A 17,399-nucleotide genomic window follows, 5' to 3' on the forward strand; every position below is an offset into this window, starting at 1 on the left:
GTTACTACTTACTTGTCATCTGGAATACTTGCTCGACATCTTTATCACCGCGACCTGAGAGGTTTACAATAATAATGCTGTCTTGTGGCATAGTCGGTGCAATCTTGATTGCATGACCTATGGCATGTGAGCTTTCTAAAGCCGGGATAATCCCTTCTGTGCGTGAAAGCTCATGGAACGCTGCGAGCACTTCTTCGTTAGAGATCGTAACGTATTCTCCGCGCTCGCTTTCTTTTAAGTGGCTGTGTTCAGGACCAACGCCTGGATAATCAAGCCCTGCAGCGATGGAATAGGTTTTACGAGGTTCACCATTCTCATCAAGCAGCAGTAAGCATTTGAATCCATGCAGCACGCCTGGTACGCCTTCCTTCATTGTTGGGGCTAGCTCTGGCTCTACGCCAATCAAACGAACCGAAGGTTCGTCAATGTAGTGGGCAAATGCGCCGATCGCATTGCTGCCACCGCCTACGCAGGCGATTACCGCATCAGGCAAGCGTCCTTCTTTGTCAAGAATTTGACGCTTCGACTCCTCGCTAATAATCGATTGGAAATGCTTGACCATCGTTGGATATGGATGTGGGCCAACCGCAGAACCTAGAAGATAGAAGGTTGTTTTATAATTGGCAACTAAATCGTTCAGCGCCTCATCAACAGCATCTTTTAATCTAGCCTGCCCTTTGGTCACAGCTACAACCTTGGCTCCTAGCAGCTCCATGCGAAAAACATTAAGCGCTTGTCTGCGAGTATCTTCTGCACCCATATAAATAACGCATTCCATACCAAACATCGCACATGCAGTTGCAGTAGCAACGCCATGCTGTCCAGCGCCGGTTTCGGCAATGACACGTTTGGCTCCCATTCGCTTGGCAAGCAGGATTTGACCGATTGCATTATTGATTTTGTGTGCACCTGTGTGGTTCAAATCTTCTCTTTTGAGATAAATTTTGGCTCCACCCAGTTTGTTCGTAAGACGTTCTGCATACGTTAATGGATTTTCGCGACCTACGTACTCTTTCATATAATACCTAAGCTCATCTTGGAAATCAGGGTCATCCTTGTACTTCTCGAATTGTTGCTCCAAATGATCCATAACCTCTTGAAGTTCGGGTGGTATATAGCTCCCACCGAATTGACCGAAATAACCTTTTACTTCTCCTATGCTCATCTCTGCTAACCTCCACTCTGAAATTATACTCATTCTACAAGAATAGAGGGGTATTGTACATCATCTATCAAAATGTTTTATAGATCTTCTTGGCCGCTAAGTAGCTATTAGCTTAAGACCGACAGCAGAGACGAGAATCATGGCAATAAACAAGAAACGTTTCCAGTCTTTTGACTCTTTAAAAATAAGCATGCCTAGCACAGCACTTCCCGCTGTTCCGATTCCTGTCCATATCGCGTAACCTGTACCCATCGAGACGGTCTGCAAAGCATATGATAAGAGCGAGAAGCTTGCGGCGAAGTTGACCACTAGGAATAGGTAAGCGAGTAGGTTCTTTTTGCGATTCACATTATTAATTGCGAGTACACCAAGGACTTCACAGCCCCCTGCCAAAACAATCGCGACCCAAGCCATTAAATATCAGCTCCTTTCTTGCTGTGTGATTCTTTATCTGTAACGAGCTTAAGACCCATTACGCCAGAGAGTAATAGGAGGATGAAAAATGCCTTGAGCCAACTAAAGGGTTCGCCAAAAATGAGAGTTTCAGCAATTACCGTACCGCCTGTACCAAGACCCGTAAATACGGCATATACCGTACCAAGCGGGAGCTTCTTGGCAGCTCGGATAATCAAATCGAACGATACGACGATTGTGGCAATCGTAATTGCCCATTCCCACCAAACCGTAGCATGTTTAAGCCCCGAAACCCAAATGACCTCAAGCACTCCTCCTATAAATACATATAACCAATTGCGATTCATCATACTTCCCCCGATTCTATTGTTGTTGATATGTCTGCAGCCCGAGCCAGTACAGGTTCCAGCTTGCTTCTAGTCTTTGCTTGAATCGATCTGCTCCGCCATATAATCGTTCAACACATACCCCATCTAATAAGCACAAATAAGCTTTGGCCATTTGCCGTGGATCAAAGGAGTAGGGTTTGCCCGTTCCTGATAGCTCAGTGAATAGGGCGACTAGGTGATCTTCTAATCTGTCCAGGTGGGCATATACGTATTCCATCACATTGTCATACAAAGCTGGAGGCGGAAAAAAACTCATCCGCATCATGAACTTGTTGCGTTCATTCTGCTCATACCTCGCTTCATAATACACAAGAAATTGATACAATCGATCATGGAGCGTATCATTTGTCTCTTTCGTTAAATACTGTTCTAGTAAGGTGGACTCTTCATTAAAAGCATCCTGCAATACACGCAAAAAAAGGTCATCTTTACCTTTAAAATGTGCATAAAGAGAAGGCTTTTTAATACCAACTTCTTCTGCTATATGTGCAAGTGAAGAACCTGAGTAACCATATGCGGCAAAATGCTTTAAAGCAACGTCTTTGATCCGTTTGGCAGTCATGTTAATCCCTCCTCGATCACTACCTACCGTTCGTTAGGCATTATAAAATATCTCACAGTTAGGTATTAAAGTCAAGGTTTTGATATACTTGACCATAGCAGATATATATAGGGGGAGTTACATGTTTAAACGTTCGATACAAATAGTCATCCTATTAGTTGTTATTGTAGGTATGCTCTATTATACAAATACTCATTTTTCCAGTGTGATTACTGCCTCCGTAAGTATAATAACTTCACTGACGGTATTATTTGTTGGACTCGTCATTTTCATGGAGAATCGTAATCCATCGAGTACAATGGCATGGATTTTAATTTTGGCGCTTGTACCAGTAGTGGGCTTTATTTTCTATCTTCTATTCGGACAATCTTATCGCAAACGGAGAAAATTCGATCGCAAAGCCTTACAGGATGCGCAAATGTATTTATCGTTCAAAAATCAGGATCAACGATCAGATTATTCGAATTTTCCTGTTAATCAGCAGAAAATGTTTCACCTGGCTAATAATATCGCGAAAAGTCACCTTTCTCTTTCGACCCATACCAAGGTACTGACCAACGGTGGAATGACATTCGCAGCTATAGTCGAGGAACTGAATAAAGCAACCCATCATATTCACATCGAATATTACATTTACCGTGATGACGAAATTGGCAAGCAAATCCAAAATATTTTACTCCAAAAAGCAAAAGAAGGCGTTAAGGTTCGATTCTTATTCGATGCTGTTGGAAGCTATAAGCTGCCCGAATCCTTTATTGAAGAAATGAGAGCAGGAGGGATTGAGGCTATTGCATTCGATCCCGTGACGTTCCCGTTATTCTCAAGCAAGGTCAATTATCGAAATCATCGTAAAATCATTGTGATCGACGGACAAGTTGGCTTCATTGGTGGGCTGAATGTTGGAGATGAGTACTTGAGTAGAAGTACAACTTATGGCTTCTGGCGGGATACGCATTTACTTGTGACGGGAGAAGCGGTGAGGACGCTGCAATTTATTTTTATGACCGATTGGTATCATATGACGGGTAAAACGTACTCGAACCAAGCTTATGTACCACCCGTGTTAACAGATGGCAAAGAAGATGGTGCTGTTCAAATTATTGCAAGTGGTCCTGATCAGCAGATAACCGCAATGAAGAATTTATTCTTCTCCATGATTACGTCTGCAGAGAAATCAATCTGGGTTGCTACGCCTTATTTTATTCCAGATGACGATATTTTTACGGCGCTTAGGGTCGCAGCGATGTCAGGGATTGATGTTAAAATTCTGTTCCCGAAGAAGCCTGACAAATGGCTGCCCTATCTCGCATCTCATTCGTATTTTCCAGGGCTTGTTGATAGCGGTGTGAACATTTATGAATATGAGCGCGGCTTTATGCATTCCAAAATTCTGATTGTTGACGGTGTGATGGCTTCAATCGGAACAGCGAATATGGATATGCGAAGTTTTCATTTGAACTTTGAAGTAAATGCTTTCTTATATGACACGGAAAGTACAGAGCAGCTTGTAGCGGATTATGAGGCAGATCTGGCGGATTCTGTACGATTGGATAGTGATCGTATTAAGAACAGAGGATATGTTGTACGTTTTCTGGAATCCGCTGCAAGACTTATGTCTCCCTTACTGTAAAGCGTTTCAGCTCATCGAGTGCACCCCAAATTTCTGAGCGGGGCAAATTTCCCTGCAGAAGATCTTCATCGTCGCACTTTAATAGCCGCTGATAAAAGGCGTTGCCTTCCGCAACTAAATCCATCAATTCGCTTGGATTGGTGCCGAATTCAGCTTCAGCTTGCAACCGATCGAATAGTACATCCTCTGCGGCAGCATATTGATGCTTTCGCTCATAATATTGGAAGAGGAGCGCCGAGGCTTCGGTAGGAAGCTCACAGTGCTGTAAGGATGCTAGCAGGGAAGCAATCATTTCTGTTAGCTGTGTCTCGTGATCATGGCTTGGAAGAGCGGAGTAAGCTAACATCAAATATAAAGATTTGAAGGAGCGTTCATCAGCAGTGGCCTCGTTACCAGTCATTCGCTGTAACTCTCCTTCTTCTTTTAGCAGGGTAGCTAATGTATAAAGCTTGTCACGACCAGTTAAGCTATCCGTATTGCACATTCGAATTAGCTCCTCTGCGTGAAGATTATTTAATAGTTTAGAACTCAGGCCAAGCTCGCGTTTTAGATATTCCTCGATGGTTTGTAGCGCTAGCTCTGGCTTCTGTTCTTTCTTAAGTCCAAGAATTGTGCTTAAGACAGCAGTTAATTGCTCAATTTGACGAAGCAGATAATCTCTTGACATGAAATGCCACTCCCATCTTAACAAGACAATATGATTAAGCTGATTGTAACGTAAAGAATTGCCGAAGAGCAAGCATACTCATGAAGTCGATATGAATTTTTATATTGTGTTGAAAATCATCATGTGATACGATGTAGGACTTATTCAAAACGTAAAATGAATGAAATTGAAGCTTTTTTGGACACAAGTGAATATCAGGGGTGCGAACATGGGAAACAAAACAGCAGGTCAGTCATCAGATTCACCCTCAAACAGCGGTGATCAGTTTAGCTCAATCGGTTTTATTGCTTCTGCAATCGGAAGCGCCATTGGGCTGGGAAATCTATGGAAATTTCCGTATATAGCAGGTAAGCATGGCGGTGGAGCTTTCCTTATCGTTTTTGTTATTTGTCTTATTTTTGTCGGAATGCCGATTCTTCTAGCGGAGCTGTCAATCGGTCGTGGGGGGCGCGGCAATGCTTCGACCAGCTATTTGAAGCTATCAGGCTCCAAGCTTTGGGCAAGAAGTGGATTTCTAAGCATTTTCGCCTCTTTTTTAATTATGTGCTTCTATTCAGTAGTTGCAGGCTGGACGCTCTATTATACTTTTACATCCTTCACAGGATCGTTGTATGAGAGTACGAATTTCTCGGAGCATTTCAGTCAGTTCACGGGTAGTTACGGACCAATTATTTGGCAATTAATCGCATTGTTAATCTGCCTTGCTATCATCATGCGCGGGGTATCGAGCGGGATTGAACGATTTAATAAAATTCTCATTCCTTTGCTTGCTATCGTTTTAGTGATCCTCATGGTAAGATCCCTTATGCTGCCTGGTGCGTTAGAAGGTGCTGAATTCTTCTTTAAGCCTGATTTCTCCAAAATCACGGGAGAATCTGTACTGGACGCACTTGGACAAGCTTTCTTTTCGCTATCGCTTGGGATGGGGGCAATGATTACGTTCGGCTCATATGTAAACAAAAAGCAATCGCTAACTGCGGCTACGCTTGCTGTGAGCGGGGGCAATATTTTATATGCGCTCATTGCGGGGCTGATTATTTTTCCAGTTACGTTTACGTACGGAATTGAAGCTGGACAAGGGCCAGGGCTTGTATTTGCTGCGCTGCCAGCGGCTTTTGAAGCAATGCCATTTGGTTCGATATTCGGCGGCTTGTTCTTCGGGCTGCTTGCAATGGCAGCTTTAACCTCTGCTGTATCTCTACTTGAGGTGAACGTTGCTTATGCGATCAGTAAATGGAAATGGAGTAGAGCCAGAGCAACATATTTAATCACGTTTATTATTTTCTTGATCAGTATACCAACTTCGTTATCGATGGGTGGAATTCTTGGCGATTATAAGCTTTGGGGGTACAATTTATTTGACCTCATCGATTACGTTGCATCGAATATTTTACTGCCGATTAGCGGATTAGCGAGTACGCTATTTGCAGGTTATGTATGGAAGTATGCTGCAGAAGAATCGGGACTTACTCCATTATGGCAGCGAGGATGGATTTTCTTGCTTCGCTATATCACGCCGATCCTGGTGGCTTTCGTGTTCTTATACTCGGTTGGGCTTTTGAATATTTTCTAAAATATATGAATGTATAGGTATTACACCATACATGGATATTTCTCGAAGAAACGGTAACACCTTCTTTATAGACGGTATTACCGTTTCTTCTTGTTTGAATAAATAGCCTAGCTAATGCTAACCCTACGAACTGGTAATATTACTAAGTTAAGGGAAGGGGCTTACCTATGGCAGACAATGACTCGAGTACACAGGCACAAAGTCCGCTAGCACAAGCACAGAATTCACTGGATCACGCGTATAACGCCATCTCACATGCGATGAGCCATCCGAATGAGACGACGATTAACGATGCTAAGAATGCACTAGAACGTGCGGAGCGAGCAGTCGATGGAGCTGGCAATAATCCGAATCAAACTGTGGTTGCAGCATTGGAGAATGAACTTGCGGAAGAGCAGGATAATCTGAGCAGCTTATAGATAGGCGTATACGCGGTTTTAAGTGTTTGATGCAATGTTCTAAAAATATGTGTGTCAATTTTTTGAGATAATGTCACCTTAACTCGTCTCTGAAAATGTCACTTTGAATGACCTTTTGCCCCCTTTATAGGGGGCATTAACGGTTTACACTTTATATGTTTGTGGTTCCAACCACTCCTCCACGGATGGTTGGCGGCGGGTTTGCGTGGTGACGCAGAACTCGCCTTTTTTGTTTGTTTTGTGCGCTGGGGCTTTTCGATTTCAAATTGAGTTGTGGATCAAGCTTCACATTTTGATGAAGTTGAATTGACAAGGATATTCCATTTTTATACAATGGTCTAATGCCTTTAATTAGAGAACATTGCTATCGGACCAATAAAATTAAGGAGAGTGAATATTGTGAGGATTGTCGTAGTAGATCATGATCCGAATTGGAAAAACGAGTATCTGAAGGAAGAAAGGGCCATTAAGGAAATATTGCAAGAAGAATTAGTGAATAGTTTTCATATTGGAAGCACTTCGGTCCGGGATTTAAAAGCTAAACCGATCATCGATATTTTACTTGCTGTTCATAATATTGATGTCTTAGATCGCTATTACGCACAATTTGAAAGTCTCGGATATGAAGGAATGGGAGAGTTCGGGATAAAGGGCAGAAGATATTTTCGTAAAGGCGGTGACAACCGCACGCATCAAATTCATGCTTTTCAGTATGATAATATTCAAGAAATAGAGAGGCATCTGTCATTCAGAGATTATCTCCGTCAAAACCCGGAAATAAGTAAGCAGTACGGGGAATTAAAAAGTAGACTAGCTGTCCAATATCCAACTGACATTGACAGCTATGGGGACGGTAAAGATGAGTTTGTCAAAAAAATAGAAGAGGAAGCCCTCAAATGGCATTGGACTATCCGCTAGATTTATTCAAGAAAAAATATAATATGAGTGTTAATTCCTAAGATAAACTAATAAGGAGCAATTGAATTGAAAATTGAGAAAATTTTTGAGTATGACATTATTGGTCAATTGAGAGATAAGTTACAGCAGTTATTAGTAGAGTGTTTTACAGATGAATATCCAAAACATAGGATTTACTTTAAGCAGTTACCTCATTTTAGGTTCGTAGCAATTGATGATGAAAATCAAATTGTTGGTCAAGTCGGCTTGGATTATAGAGTAATGAATTTAAATGGGAAACCAATAAGAGTTCTTGGCATAATCGACTTATGTGTATCAAAAATCAACCGTTCACAGGGAATAGGTTCATTACTACTCTCTGAAATAGATGATTTCTGCGAAGGGAAATCAGTTGATTTTGTACTCTTGTTTGCAGATAACAAAAAATTGTACTTAAATGCAGGATTCAAGTCTGTGGATAATGAGTGTACATGGCTAAAAATAGACGATGAAAATCAAACAACTTACGGAATAGGACATGAAAAAATGAATGAACTTATGGTTAAAGAAGTGGGCAATATAAAATGGGAAAATGGCAAGATAGATTTATTAGGCTACCTTTATTAATAAAGATCATTACAATTCCTGATTGATGTTACTCAATCGTGATGTCGTACTCCATTGTCCTGGCTGTTGCTTGAGCAATTTCCGAACCTAGTAGTTGTTTAACAACGTGGAATGCCATATTGATTCCGGCGGAAATCCCACCCGATGTCACAATGTTCCCTTCATCAACGAACTTGATATTCCTCTTTACAGTGACAGCCGGAAACTCATTCTCGAGTCTATCATAGCTGGCCCAATGAGTCGTTGCCATCTTTCCGTCTAGAAGACTTGCCTTTGCCAACATAAGAGCACCTGTGCAAACGGATGTCATCAGTTTAACATTACCCATACGCTGCGAAATCCACTGAATGACTTTCTCGTTGTAAATCTCCTTCTCTCTGGCACCAAGTCCGCCGGGAATCACCAAAATATCAAAATGTGGTGCATTGTCGAAACTGTAATCTGGCAGCACTTTCAATCCATTACAAGCTTGTATCAATTCTCCCGTCTCCGAAACTAGTTTTACGAGAAACGGTTTGGATTCCGGAGTATCCACATGTTGATCCGGATATGTAGTAACGGAAAATACTTCGAAGGGACCAGCAAAATCAAGCACCTCAACATCGTTGAAGAGAAATATACCTACACTCCAGTTCTTTTTCATCATGGCTCACACTCCCAATTGACTTTATATTCCACCTTAGCATACAACGCCTCTATCTCCTAGTAGGGATTCCAGTTTTTTATGTAACCATGTCCATCAAGTTAAGAAAATAGTTGTTCCCCAAAACGAAAAAAATGAGCTAAATTCTCATAAATGACTGTAGAGATATAAAATTCTCATTTTTTATGGTTTGGAAGGACATACGAAAAGACTTGAAGTTCACACTGTGTGAAGCTTTAACCATGCATTGGTGCCACAGAGTTATACTCTGCTACAATAACGTAGAATAAGGAAGTGAACTTAATGAAAAGTAAAGTAAATAATATGCCTTTATTTTCACAAACGATAATTGACTATTGGCGGGAGCAATTTTTGAACGGAGACGTCCTCTATAGTGATGAAGCCTTTACTGTCACCGTCAACCCAGACCTGGACGAAGACAGTCGGATCATGGTGCTGGAAACCACCGATGGCCGGGTTAGGGCGGTCCTGACGCCTGCGCTGGCCGATAAAGTAGGCCTTTATCAACGACAAGATCTGTCTGGGCCGATCTTTCGCCGGAAATTAAATGAAGCGGGAATCACTCTGCATGGCGCGGATTATGTCTTTTATTTTTCAGAAACCGAAAAGAACGTATTGCTGCAAGAAATCATGGAAAGTGACTTGCGCCAGTTAACAGAGCAAGATAATGCGGTTTTCTCCGAGTTCGAGTCCGCCGCCTCGGAACAGGACTTGGATGATGCTTTTGTGGAATTGGATCACTGGGCCGTGTTCGGCTCTTTTGAACAAAACCGTCTAGTTTGTGCCGCCAGCATGTATCCCTGGGAGGACGATACGCAAATTGCGGATCTCGGCGTACTGACGCTGACGCCATTTAGAGGAAAAGGTCATGCACGCAAAGTGGTGCGTTCCATTTGCAAGTATGCCTATGATCAGGGATACGAACCCCAGTACCGATGTCAGCTCGATAACCATGCATCTACGTTGCTGGCTAAAGCGGCGGGTTTGACGCTGTTTGGAAAATGGGATGTGATTTCTCCCAACTCCATAGACTGAGAACCCGACTAAAAATAAGCAATTATGATGTATCAAGGAAGCTCACGTATTCCTTTACAAGACATTACAGCTGTTGTCCAATGCGTTATTCATTTATTGCTTCATGTGTAAGGAAACAAATATTGTTGCCGTAACAGACTTGAATATCGGTTAGAGGATATCTCCTATGAGTGCCATGAGTATTTGACTTTAAGAGTACATTACATTTTAGACAAGAGGAGCTTGTAGTTGGTGAGTGACTTGAATAACGAAAAAATACCGAAGGAAGCGATCCAAGCATTTAAAGTTGTAGAGGAGTTGCTTGGCAGTGCAATAGTCGGGGTATATCTATTTGGTTCTGCAGTAACTAGTGGCTTACGCATTAATAGTGATGTAGATGTCCTAGTGGTTGTAAATCAAGGTTTGACTGAAGTAATTCGCAGAAAACTAACAGACAGACTAATGCATATATCCGGAAAGATAGGAAATTCAGATTCTGTGCGACCACTTGAAGTCACGGTAATAAACCATGGAGATGTTGTCCCCTGGCGATTTCCGCCAAAAAATGAATATATCTATGGTGAGTGGCTCAGGGATGAGTTTGAGAATGGACAAATTCAGGAACCAACTTATGACCCTGATTTGGCTATTGTTTTAACACAAGTGAGAAAGAATAGCGTTTCTCTTTTTGGTTCTGATGCTTCTGATATACTTGAACCCGTGCCGATGACACATATTCGAAGGGCGATTATGGAATCTTTGCCAGGATTAATTGAGGGCATCAAGGGCGACGAACGAAATGTAATTTTAACCCTTGCACGAATGTGGCTGACAGTGGCTGTTGGTGAAATCTCATCAAAAGATATAGCTGCAGAATGGGCTATACCTCAGTTGCCTAAAGAGCATGCGACTTTACTCAACTTAGCAAGAAAAGCCTATCGCGGAGAGTATGTTGATAAGTGGGAAGGACTGGATAGCGAGGTAATAGCACTCGTTAATTATATGAAAAACTCTATAGAGTCTTATCTTAGTATCTGAACATGCTTTGAAAGACTTAAAAACATGTGAAAATAAGAAGAGATTGTGAAGTATTGTACTTAAACAAATGGGTGCGATAGTTAGAAAAGCAAATAGGCCTTTTCGTACATTGTCAAACAACTTTAGTTGAAGAATGGAGAGAACTATTTGGTAACTATTTAGACTTTTCTAAAAACAGAGCAATCTTACTTTCAGTTAACAGTGAGCTACCAATTGATGAATTAACACTTTGTATTCAAATGGCGTTGACTTATCATAAAAAATAAAGTGCTAAAAAACTCGTTCAACGCTAATAGTTTAATTATATTTAGATTTGTATAATATCACGCCTGTTGATTAGCCATATATAGGGATTTTTCAATATCCGTATTTATCTAAAAGCATAGAAATAGAGACCATCCATTCTGCAGAAAGTTGCCCGAGCAATCAGCGTATGTGCGGGCTTACAGCCGCGATTTTTATCACATACGTACGACATGTTCTGAAAATAAGTATTGACAGATTATTTTGAGCAATGTTAGAATTCTCAACATCGAGATCAAATGATTTCATAAAAATGGTAATACATTCTGTTTACAAGGAGGGCATTAAGATGAAATACAATTTACTATTTGATAGGTTCAATAATTTTGCAATTGAATTTCATGTAACCCTTCCTTTGGTGAACGCCAGCTGATGGTTTCGTCAGCAATGATTACCACGAGGTAAAGTGTCATTAGCGATGCGCAGGGTTACAAGATATTGTAATCGCTGCGCTTTTTTATGGTTTATACCGAAAAGAGGCGTATCTTCGTTAGCAATAACGAGGCGATATGTCTCTTTTTTGTTGCATATAGAACTTAAAGGATTGAAAGGAAGTGACAACATGTTTGATGTTTTTGTGAAAATGGGTTGGTTTTTTAAACAGGAGTGGAAGCGTTACGCGATCGCGATATCGATGCTGATGATCGCTAACGTATTCGAGATCATTCCCCCTAAACTGATGGGTATGATGATTGATGCTATTCAGCTCGGCACTCTAACGACAAATGTTTATTGGCTGTACATTGGGATCGGGGCTTGTATTGTATTCATCGCTTATGGGGTTAACTATACCTGGCATTATAACTTGTTCAGGGGATCTTATCTCGTCGAACGTATTCTGCGTTCCAAATTCATGTCGCAGCTGCTTCGGATGACACCGACCTTCTACGAGAAGAATCGTACAGGCGACTTAATGGCAAGAGCGACGAATGACTTGAGAGCGGTGTCCATCACAGTAGGCTTCGGTATTCTAACTTTGGCGGACTCAACGATGTTCCTGCTGACCATTCTCGTGATGATGGCGGTGTTCATTTCATGGAAGCTGACGCTTGCTGCCTTCTTGCCGCTGCCTCTTATTGCGCTAGCGATCAGACATTATGGCTCGAAGATTCATGATCGATTCGACGCGGCTCAGGATGCTTTTGGCAACATGAATGACTCTGTTCTGGAATCTGTTGCAGGTGTCCGCGTGATTCGAGCCTATGTTCAGGAGCAAGCAGATCAAGCGAGGTTCGAAGAGGTAACCAAGGATGTGTATGCCAAGAATGCGGCTGTTGCCAAAATCGATGCCTTATTTGATCCTACGATCAAAGTTCTCGTTGGCTGCTCGTATTTAATTGGACTGGGCTATGGTGCGTATCTGGTTTTTCATAACGAAATTACACTTGGGGAGCTAATCGCCTTTAACGTATACCTCGGTATGCTAATTTGGCCGATGTTCGCGCTAGGAGAATTAATCAACATTATGCAGCGCGGCGGAGCGTCACTTGATCGCGTGAATGAGACATTGTCTTACCCACCGGATGTTCAGGATGCTTCGCATACCGTTGAGGTTGATCGTCCTGAGACGATTGCGTTCCACGACGTAAGCTTCCGTTACCCATCCTCCGACAAAGAGAATTTGCAGCAGGTTAGCTTTACGCTTAAGCGTGGTGAGACGCTGGGCATTGTAGGGCGAACGGGTGCGGGCAAGACGACGCTAGTGAAGCAATTGCTTCGTGAATATCCTGTTCCACAGGGCGGTGAAATTACCATAACGGATCAGGAGATTAGTCAGATTGGTATCGAGCGTCTGCATAGTTGGATCGGTTATGTGCCGCAGGACAGCATGCTGTTTTCCAAAACGGTAATGGAGAATATTCGCTTCGGCAAACATGATGCAACAGAAGAAGAAGTCTTGCATGCACTTGAGCTGGCTTCATTCCGCCAGGACATCCATGTGCTGCCGAATGGGCTTAATACGCTTGTTGGTGAGAAAGGGATGGCATTGTCGGGCGGACAGAAGCAGCGGGTGTCGCTTGCAAGAGCATTGATGGCAGATCCGGATATTCTCATTCTCGATGATGCGATGTCAGCGGTTGATGCAAGAACAGAAGCAAGGATTATTGATAATATTCGTCGTGAGCGGGCAGGTCGCACGACATTGATTGTGACCCACAGATTATCGGCTGTTCAGCATGCGAATCACATTCTGGTGATCGATGAGGGGCAAATTGTCGAAGAGGGCACACATGAGGAGCTGCTTGCACTTGGCGGTTGGTATAAGGAACAATTCGATCGTCAGCAGACGGAAGCTAGTTTGGAGTAAGGGAGTGTGATTGAAGAATGAAAGTAGGCAAAAGATTATTTCGATATGCTTGGATGTTCAAGCGAGGATTTATTTTAGCAATATTAATGTTAGCGGTTACGGTGGCAGCAGAATTAACAGGACCATTCATTGCCAAGTCCATGATCGATGTCCATATTCTTGGAATCGAGAAAAAGTGGTATGAGCAGCCTGCTGGATCAACAGTTAATGATAAAGCTGTACCTTTTCGCGGTAAAATGTATGTTCGTGAAGATAACCAGAATCCTGATGAAGTTTATGGGATCGAGGCTTCTGTACTGCAAGTCGGTCGCCAGTTCGCACTGGTGGAATCGGCCGTAACAAGAAATGGTGTTCGTGAGCTTACTAATGGACCGAATGGTAGTGGTACATTAATCGTGAAGAATGCCGGTGGAGCAGAGGCTGTTCAATATCCAGCCCAAATTCTAACCAATGGAGAGCTGTACGAATTTTATCGTCCACAGGTAAATGGGGTTATTACCTTAATGGCGCTGTATATCGGAATTCTGATCTTTGCTTCCATCTTCCAATACGGTCAGCGTTATATTATGCAGATTTCTGCGAATCGCGTGATTCAGAAAATGCGTATGGATGTTTACCAGCAGGTCCATCGTATGCCTGTTAATTATTTTGATAATTTACCAGCAGGTAAAATTGTTTCGAGAGTTACGAATGACACGGAAGCGGTCAAAGATTTATTTATTTCGGTATTAACGAATTTTGTTTCTGGATTCATCAATATTATAGGGGTATTCGTTGCCTTATTCTTATTAGATGTTCGATTGGCCTCAGCTTGCTTAGTCGTCGTTCCGATTCTGTTTGTTTGGATTGTTGGCTACCGTAAGCTTGCTACAAAGTACAATCAGATTATTCGTTCGAGACTAAGCGATATGAACGGGATGCTGAATGAATCGATTCAAGGGATGCCAATCATTCGCGCTTTCCGCAGACAGAAAGAATCAAAGCGTGAGTTTGAGGAATTCAACCAGGATTATTTTAAATATCAAACCAAAATGCTTAAGCTCAACTCCTTAACCTCCCATAATCTTGTTAACATGATTCGAAATACCGCGTTTACACTGATCATTTGGTATTTTGGCGGGGCGGCGCTCGGTGTGGGGACGGTGCTGTCGGTTGGCGTTATCTATGCCTTTATTGATTATTTGAATCGATTGTTCTCTCCGATTACGGGAATTGTGAACCAGTTAGCGCAGCTTGAGCAAGCAAGGGTATCTGCTCAGCGTGTATTCGAGCTTATGGATGAAACCGGGCTTGATATTGATAAAGGAGCGCTGCAGCGCTACAAAGGGAATGTGAAGTTCGAGAATGTATCTTTTGCCTACAAAGAGAACGAGTACGTGCTCAAGGATATTTCGCTTGAAGCTAAGCAGGGGCAGACGGTTGCGCTAGTTGGTCATACGGGCTCAGGCAAAAGCTCGATCATGAATGTGCTGTTCCGTTTTTATGATGCGTCTCAAGGCTCCATTACGGTGGATGGCATCAATATTCAATCGATTCCAAAGCAGCAGCTTCGCCAGCATATGGGGATCGTATTGCAAGATCCGTTTCTGTTCACAGGGACGATTGCGGGGAATGTTAGCTTGAATGATCCATCCATTTCAAGGGAGAAGGTCGAGAAGGCGCTTCGGGATGTTGGGGCAGACAAGATTCTTAAGAACTTGCCGCAAGGCTTTGATGAGCCGGTGCTGGAGAAGGGAAGCACGTTGTCAGCAGGGCAGAGACAGCTCATTTCATTCGCACGGGCGCTTGCCTTCGATCCTGCGATTCTGATTCTGGATGAAGCTACCGCAAGTATTGATACAGAGACGGAGGCGATCATTCAAGAAGCGCTTAATGTCGTTAAGAAAGGCAGAACGACGTTCATCATTGCGCACCGACTCTCTACGATTCGGAATGCGGATCAAATTCTAGTCCTGCATAGAGGTCAGATTGTGGAGCGTGGAACGCATGACTCCTTAATGGCGGGAAAAGGTCGCTATTACGGCATGTATCAGCTTCAGCAAGGGCAATCGGTACAGACTGCCGAAACGCATAAGTCCGATACATCTGCAAATGCTCCGCTTACAGGGAAGCCAATTGGTTCGACCGTATAAATCAAAATCAAAGCTCGTACTTGGCTAAGGTTAAGCGCCATGTGCGAGCTTTTGTATTATAAATTCGCAGGTAGGGCGGCCTTATCTTTTGATTTCAACTTATATAACGTATAATCGCCTTAGAGGTGAAGACAGATGAGAATTAACAAATATATGAGTGAGACAGGCATCTGCTCCAGACGTGAGGCAGATCGCTGGATCGAAGCGGGACGTGTAACGATTAACGGAAAGGTTGCTGAATTAGGTTCAGTTGTAGAAAACGGAGATGATGTAAGGATTGACGGCAGACCGCTTGGCCAGAAACCTAAACAAGTCTATATAGCGCTTAATAAACCAGTGGGTATCACTTGTACGACAGAGAGCTCAGTTCGTGGGAATATCGTGGATTTTGTAAATCACGAGGAGCGTATCTTCCCAATTGGTAGATTGGACAAGGATTCAGAGGGACTCATTCTGATGACGAATGACGGGGATATCGTCAATAGCATTCTACGAGCCGAGAATAATCATGATAAAGAATACATTGTAACGGTTGATCAACCGATTACGCCTTCTTTTCTTAAAGGTATGTCTACAGGGGTGCATATTCTGGGGCAGAGGACCAAACCATGTGAAGTCACTCGCGTGAATGATCGCGTATTCCGCATTATACTGACGCAAGGTCTTAACCGCCAAATCAGAAGAATGTGTCAGGCATTCGGCTATAACGTCAAACGCTTGCAGCGTGTGCGTATCATGAACATTGAACTTGGCCGCCTTCCTGTAGGTAAATGGCGTGATTTAACACGTGAGGAATTGGACGTTTTATTCAAGTCGATTAATGTAAAGTAAGAGAATCAATTTTATAAATTGATTCAGAGTCAGTTTTATTTCTTTTTACACAGGGCAGGTGGAGAGAATGGATCGCACAGTCTTGATTATTGATGACGATAAAGAACTATGCAATCTCCTGAGGAAGTGTTTGGAAAATGAGGGCATAACTGCTCAACTGGCCTATACAGGTGCAGACGGCTTGAAACAGGGATTAGATGGAAATTATCACTTAATCGTATTGGATGTCATGCTTCCGGAAATGAATGGATTCGATGTATTAAGCGAACTGCGCAAAACGAATCCTGTACCCGTTTTAATGCTGACTGCAAAGGACAATGAGTTGGATAAGGTATCTGGACTGCGGTTAGGTGCCGACGACTATCTGACCAAGCCTTTCAGTATCAATGAATTTGTGGCGAGAACGCACTCGCTTATTCGCCGTTACACAACGTTAAACAACCATCATCATTCAACGGAAAGAAGTCTGCATTTTAAGGGGCTTAACATTGATGCCAATAATCGAACCGTGGAAGTTGGCGGAATCCCAGTTGAGTTGACGGGTAAGGAATTTGACCTGTTGTATTTTTTGGCCTCGCATAAGGGACAGGTTTTTACCAAAAAGCAAATTTATCGCCAAGTTTGGAACGATGATTACGCGTTTGATGATAACAACGTCATGGCCTATATGAGCAAGCTAAGAAAAAAGATTGAAGCGGATGCAGATAAGCCAATCTACATTCAAACGGTTTGGGGTGTAGGCTATCGGTTCAGTCAAGAGGTGTGA

Annotated in this window: 17 protein-coding genes; 11 read left to right on the plus strand and 6 right to left on the minus strand. The window is 42.6% G+C overall.

The genetic code is table 11. The features are described from left to right. Positions 1 to 4 precede the first annotated feature (4 nt). The 4 genes from trpB to E0485_RS07205 form a co-directional block, all read right to left on the minus strand. Entirely contained in the window at positions 5 to 1,165 is a 1,161-nt protein-coding gene (gene trpB, locus E0485_RS07190) for a tryptophan synthase subunit beta (protein ID WP_132417303.1), read from the minus strand. 96 nt (positions 1,166 to 1,261) lie between these two features. Next, positions 1,262 to 1,579 (minus strand): DMT family transporter, encoded by a 318-nt coding sequence (locus E0485_RS07195; RefSeq protein WP_132417304.1) that lies wholly within the window; start codon positions 1,577 to 1,579, stop codon positions 1,262 to 1,264. Next, the gene (locus E0485_RS07200) at positions 1,579 to 1,926 is read right to left on the minus strand and encodes a DMT family transporter (protein ID WP_132417419.1); all 348 of its coding nucleotides are present in this window, start codon (positions 1,924 to 1,926) and stop codon (positions 1,579 to 1,581) included. Before E0485_RS07200 ends, E0485_RS07195 begins: the two co-directional genes overlap by 1 nt. Positions 1,927 to 1,942: 16 nt before the next feature. Beyond that, positions 1,943 to 2,530: a TetR/AcrR family transcriptional regulator gene (locus E0485_RS07205; protein WP_132417305.1), complete on the minus strand. Its 588-nt coding sequence runs from the start codon at positions 2,528 to 2,530 to the stop codon at positions 1,943 to 1,945. 121 nt (positions 2,531 to 2,651) lie between these two features. Here E0485_RS07205 and cls point away from each other — a divergent pair, with 121 nt between their 5' ends. Next, positions 2,652 to 4,160 carry a cardiolipin synthase gene (gene cls / locus E0485_RS07210; protein WP_207910938.1) on the plus strand — a complete coding sequence of 503 codons (1,509 nt, stop codon included), beginning with the start codon at positions 2,652 to 2,654 and terminating at the stop codon, positions 4,158 to 4,160. Here cls and E0485_RS07215 read toward each other — a convergent pair. Then, positions 4,141 to 4,827 (minus strand): DUF6483 family protein, encoded by a 687-nt coding sequence (locus E0485_RS07215; RefSeq protein ID WP_132417306.1) that lies wholly within the window; start codon positions 4,825 to 4,827, stop codon positions 4,141 to 4,143. The two genes, cls and E0485_RS07215, sit on opposite strands and share 20 nt — an antisense overlap. A gap of 208 nt (positions 4,828 to 5,035) precedes the next feature. Between E0485_RS07215 and E0485_RS07220 the strand changes: the two genes are divergently transcribed. The 4 genes from E0485_RS07220 (at position 5,036) to E0485_RS07235 (ending at position 8,343) form a co-directional block, all read left to right on the plus strand. Beyond that, complete coding sequence (locus E0485_RS07220) at positions 5,036 to 6,400, plus strand: sodium-dependent transporter (RefSeq protein WP_132417307.1); 1,365 nt, start codon at positions 5,036 to 5,038, stop codon at positions 6,398 to 6,400. A gap of 167 nt (positions 6,401 to 6,567) precedes the next feature. Next, entirely contained in the window at positions 6,568 to 6,819 is a 252-nt protein-coding gene (locus E0485_RS07225) for a hypothetical protein (RefSeq protein ID WP_132417308.1), read from the plus strand. A gap of 399 nt (positions 6,820 to 7,218) precedes the next feature. After that, positions 7,219 to 7,737: a GrpB family protein gene (locus tag E0485_RS07230; RefSeq protein ID WP_132417309.1), complete on the plus strand. Its 519-nt coding sequence runs from the start codon at positions 7,219 to 7,221 to the stop codon at positions 7,735 to 7,737. A gap of 66 nt (positions 7,738 to 7,803) precedes the next feature. Beyond that, on the plus strand, positions 7,804 to 8,343 hold the full coding sequence (locus tag E0485_RS07235) for a GNAT family N-acetyltransferase (RefSeq protein WP_132417310.1): 540 nt from the start codon (positions 7,804 to 7,806) through the stop codon (positions 8,341 to 8,343). Between the two features lie 28 nt (positions 8,344 to 8,371). On the opposite strand, the gene E0485_RS07240 is transcribed toward E0485_RS07235, so the two are convergent. Next, positions 8,372 to 8,986 carry a DJ-1/PfpI family protein gene (locus E0485_RS07240; protein WP_132417421.1) on the minus strand — a complete coding sequence of 205 codons (615 nt, stop codon included), beginning with the start codon at positions 8,984 to 8,986 and terminating at the stop codon, positions 8,372 to 8,374. A gap of 303 nt (positions 8,987 to 9,289) precedes the next feature. Between E0485_RS07240 and E0485_RS07245 the strand changes: the two genes are divergently transcribed. The 6 genes from E0485_RS07245 to E0485_RS07270 all read left to right on the plus strand — a co-directional run bounded on the left by E0485_RS07245 (position 9,290) and on the right by E0485_RS07270 (position 17,399). Then, positions 9,290 to 10,042, plus strand: coding sequence for a GNAT family N-acetyltransferase (locus tag E0485_RS07245; RefSeq protein ID WP_207910939.1), 753 nt, complete (start codon positions 9,290 to 9,292; stop codon positions 10,040 to 10,042). Between the two features lie 231 nt (positions 10,043 to 10,273). Continuing rightward, a complete protein-coding gene (gene ant(9) / locus E0485_RS07250; protein WP_132417311.1) occupies positions 10,274 to 11,059 on the plus strand; it encodes an aminoglycoside nucleotidyltransferase ANT(9) in 786 nt (261 codons plus the stop codon). 865 nt (positions 11,060 to 11,924) lie between these two features. Then, positions 11,925 to 13,670, plus strand: coding sequence for an ABC transporter ATP-binding protein (locus E0485_RS07255; protein WP_132417312.1), 1,746 nt, complete (start codon positions 11,925 to 11,927; stop codon positions 13,668 to 13,670). A 17-nt stretch (positions 13,671 to 13,687) separates the two neighbouring features. Next, positions 13,688 to 15,802: an ABC transporter ATP-binding protein gene (locus E0485_RS07260; protein WP_132417313.1), complete on the plus strand. Its 2,115-nt coding sequence runs from the start codon at positions 13,688 to 13,690 to the stop codon at positions 15,800 to 15,802. A gap of 135 nt (positions 15,803 to 15,937) precedes the next feature. After that, positions 15,938 to 16,633: a 23S rRNA pseudouridine(2604) synthase RluF gene (rluF, locus tag E0485_RS07265; protein ID WP_132417314.1), complete on the plus strand. Its 696-nt coding sequence runs from the start codon at positions 15,938 to 15,940 to the stop codon at positions 16,631 to 16,633. 67 nt (positions 16,634 to 16,700) lie between these two features. Next, a complete protein-coding gene (locus E0485_RS07270; protein WP_132417315.1) occupies positions 16,701 to 17,399 on the plus strand; it encodes a response regulator transcription factor in 699 nt (232 codons plus the stop codon).

This window comes from Paenibacillus albiflavus (assembly GCF_004344915.1).
GTDB lineage: Bacteria > Bacillota > Bacilli > Paenibacillales > NBRC-103111 > Paenibacillus_AM > Paenibacillus_AM albiflavus.

Coding starts and splice junctions, on each gene's coding strand:
- E0485_RS07240 (WP_132417421.1), bottom strand. CDS start 8,986: ATGAAAAAGAACTGGAGTGTAGGTATATTTCTCTTCAACGATGTTGAG.
- E0485_RS07220 (WP_132417307.1), top strand. CDS start 5,036: ATGGGAAACAAAACAGCAGGTCAGTCATCAGATTCACCCTCAAACAGC.
- E0485_RS07260 (WP_132417313.1), top strand. CDS start 13,688: ATGAAAGTAGGCAAAAGATTATTTCGATATGCTTGGATGTTCAAGCGA.
- rluF (WP_132417314.1), top strand. CDS start 15,938: ATGAGAATTAACAAATATATGAGTGAGACAGGCATCTGCTCCAGACGT.
- E0485_RS07195 (WP_132417304.1), bottom strand. CDS start 1,579: ATGGCTTGGGTCGCGATTGTTTTGGCAGGGGGCTGTGAAGTCCTTGGT.
- E0485_RS07205 (WP_132417305.1), bottom strand. CDS start 2,530: ATGACTGCCAAACGGATCAAAGACGTTGCTTTAAAGCATTTTGCCGCA.
- E0485_RS07255 (WP_132417312.1), top strand. CDS start 11,925: ATGTTTGATGTTTTTGTGAAAATGGGTTGGTTTTTTAAACAGGAGTGG.
- E0485_RS07215 (WP_132417306.1), bottom strand. CDS start 4,827: ATGTCAAGAGATTATCTGCTTCGTCAAATTGAGCAATTAACTGCTGTC.
- E0485_RS07245 (WP_207910939.1), top strand. CDS start 9,290: ATGAAAAGTAAAGTAAATAATATGCCTTTATTTTCACAAACGATAATT.
- E0485_RS07200 (WP_132417419.1), bottom strand. CDS start 1,926: ATGAATCGCAATTGGTTATATGTATTTATAGGAGGAGTGCTTGAGGTC.
- trpB (WP_132417303.1), bottom strand. CDS start 1,165: ATGAGCATAGGAGAAGTAAAAGGTTATTTCGGTCAATTCGGTGGGAGC.
- cls (WP_207910938.1), top strand. CDS start 2,652: ATGTTTAAACGTTCGATACAAATAGTCATCCTATTAGTTGTTATTGTA.
- E0485_RS07270 (WP_132417315.1), top strand. CDS start 16,701: ATGGATCGCACAGTCTTGATTATTGATGACGATAAAGAACTATGCAAT.
- E0485_RS07225 (WP_132417308.1), top strand. CDS start 6,568: ATGGCAGACAATGACTCGAGTACACAGGCACAAAGTCCGCTAGCACAA.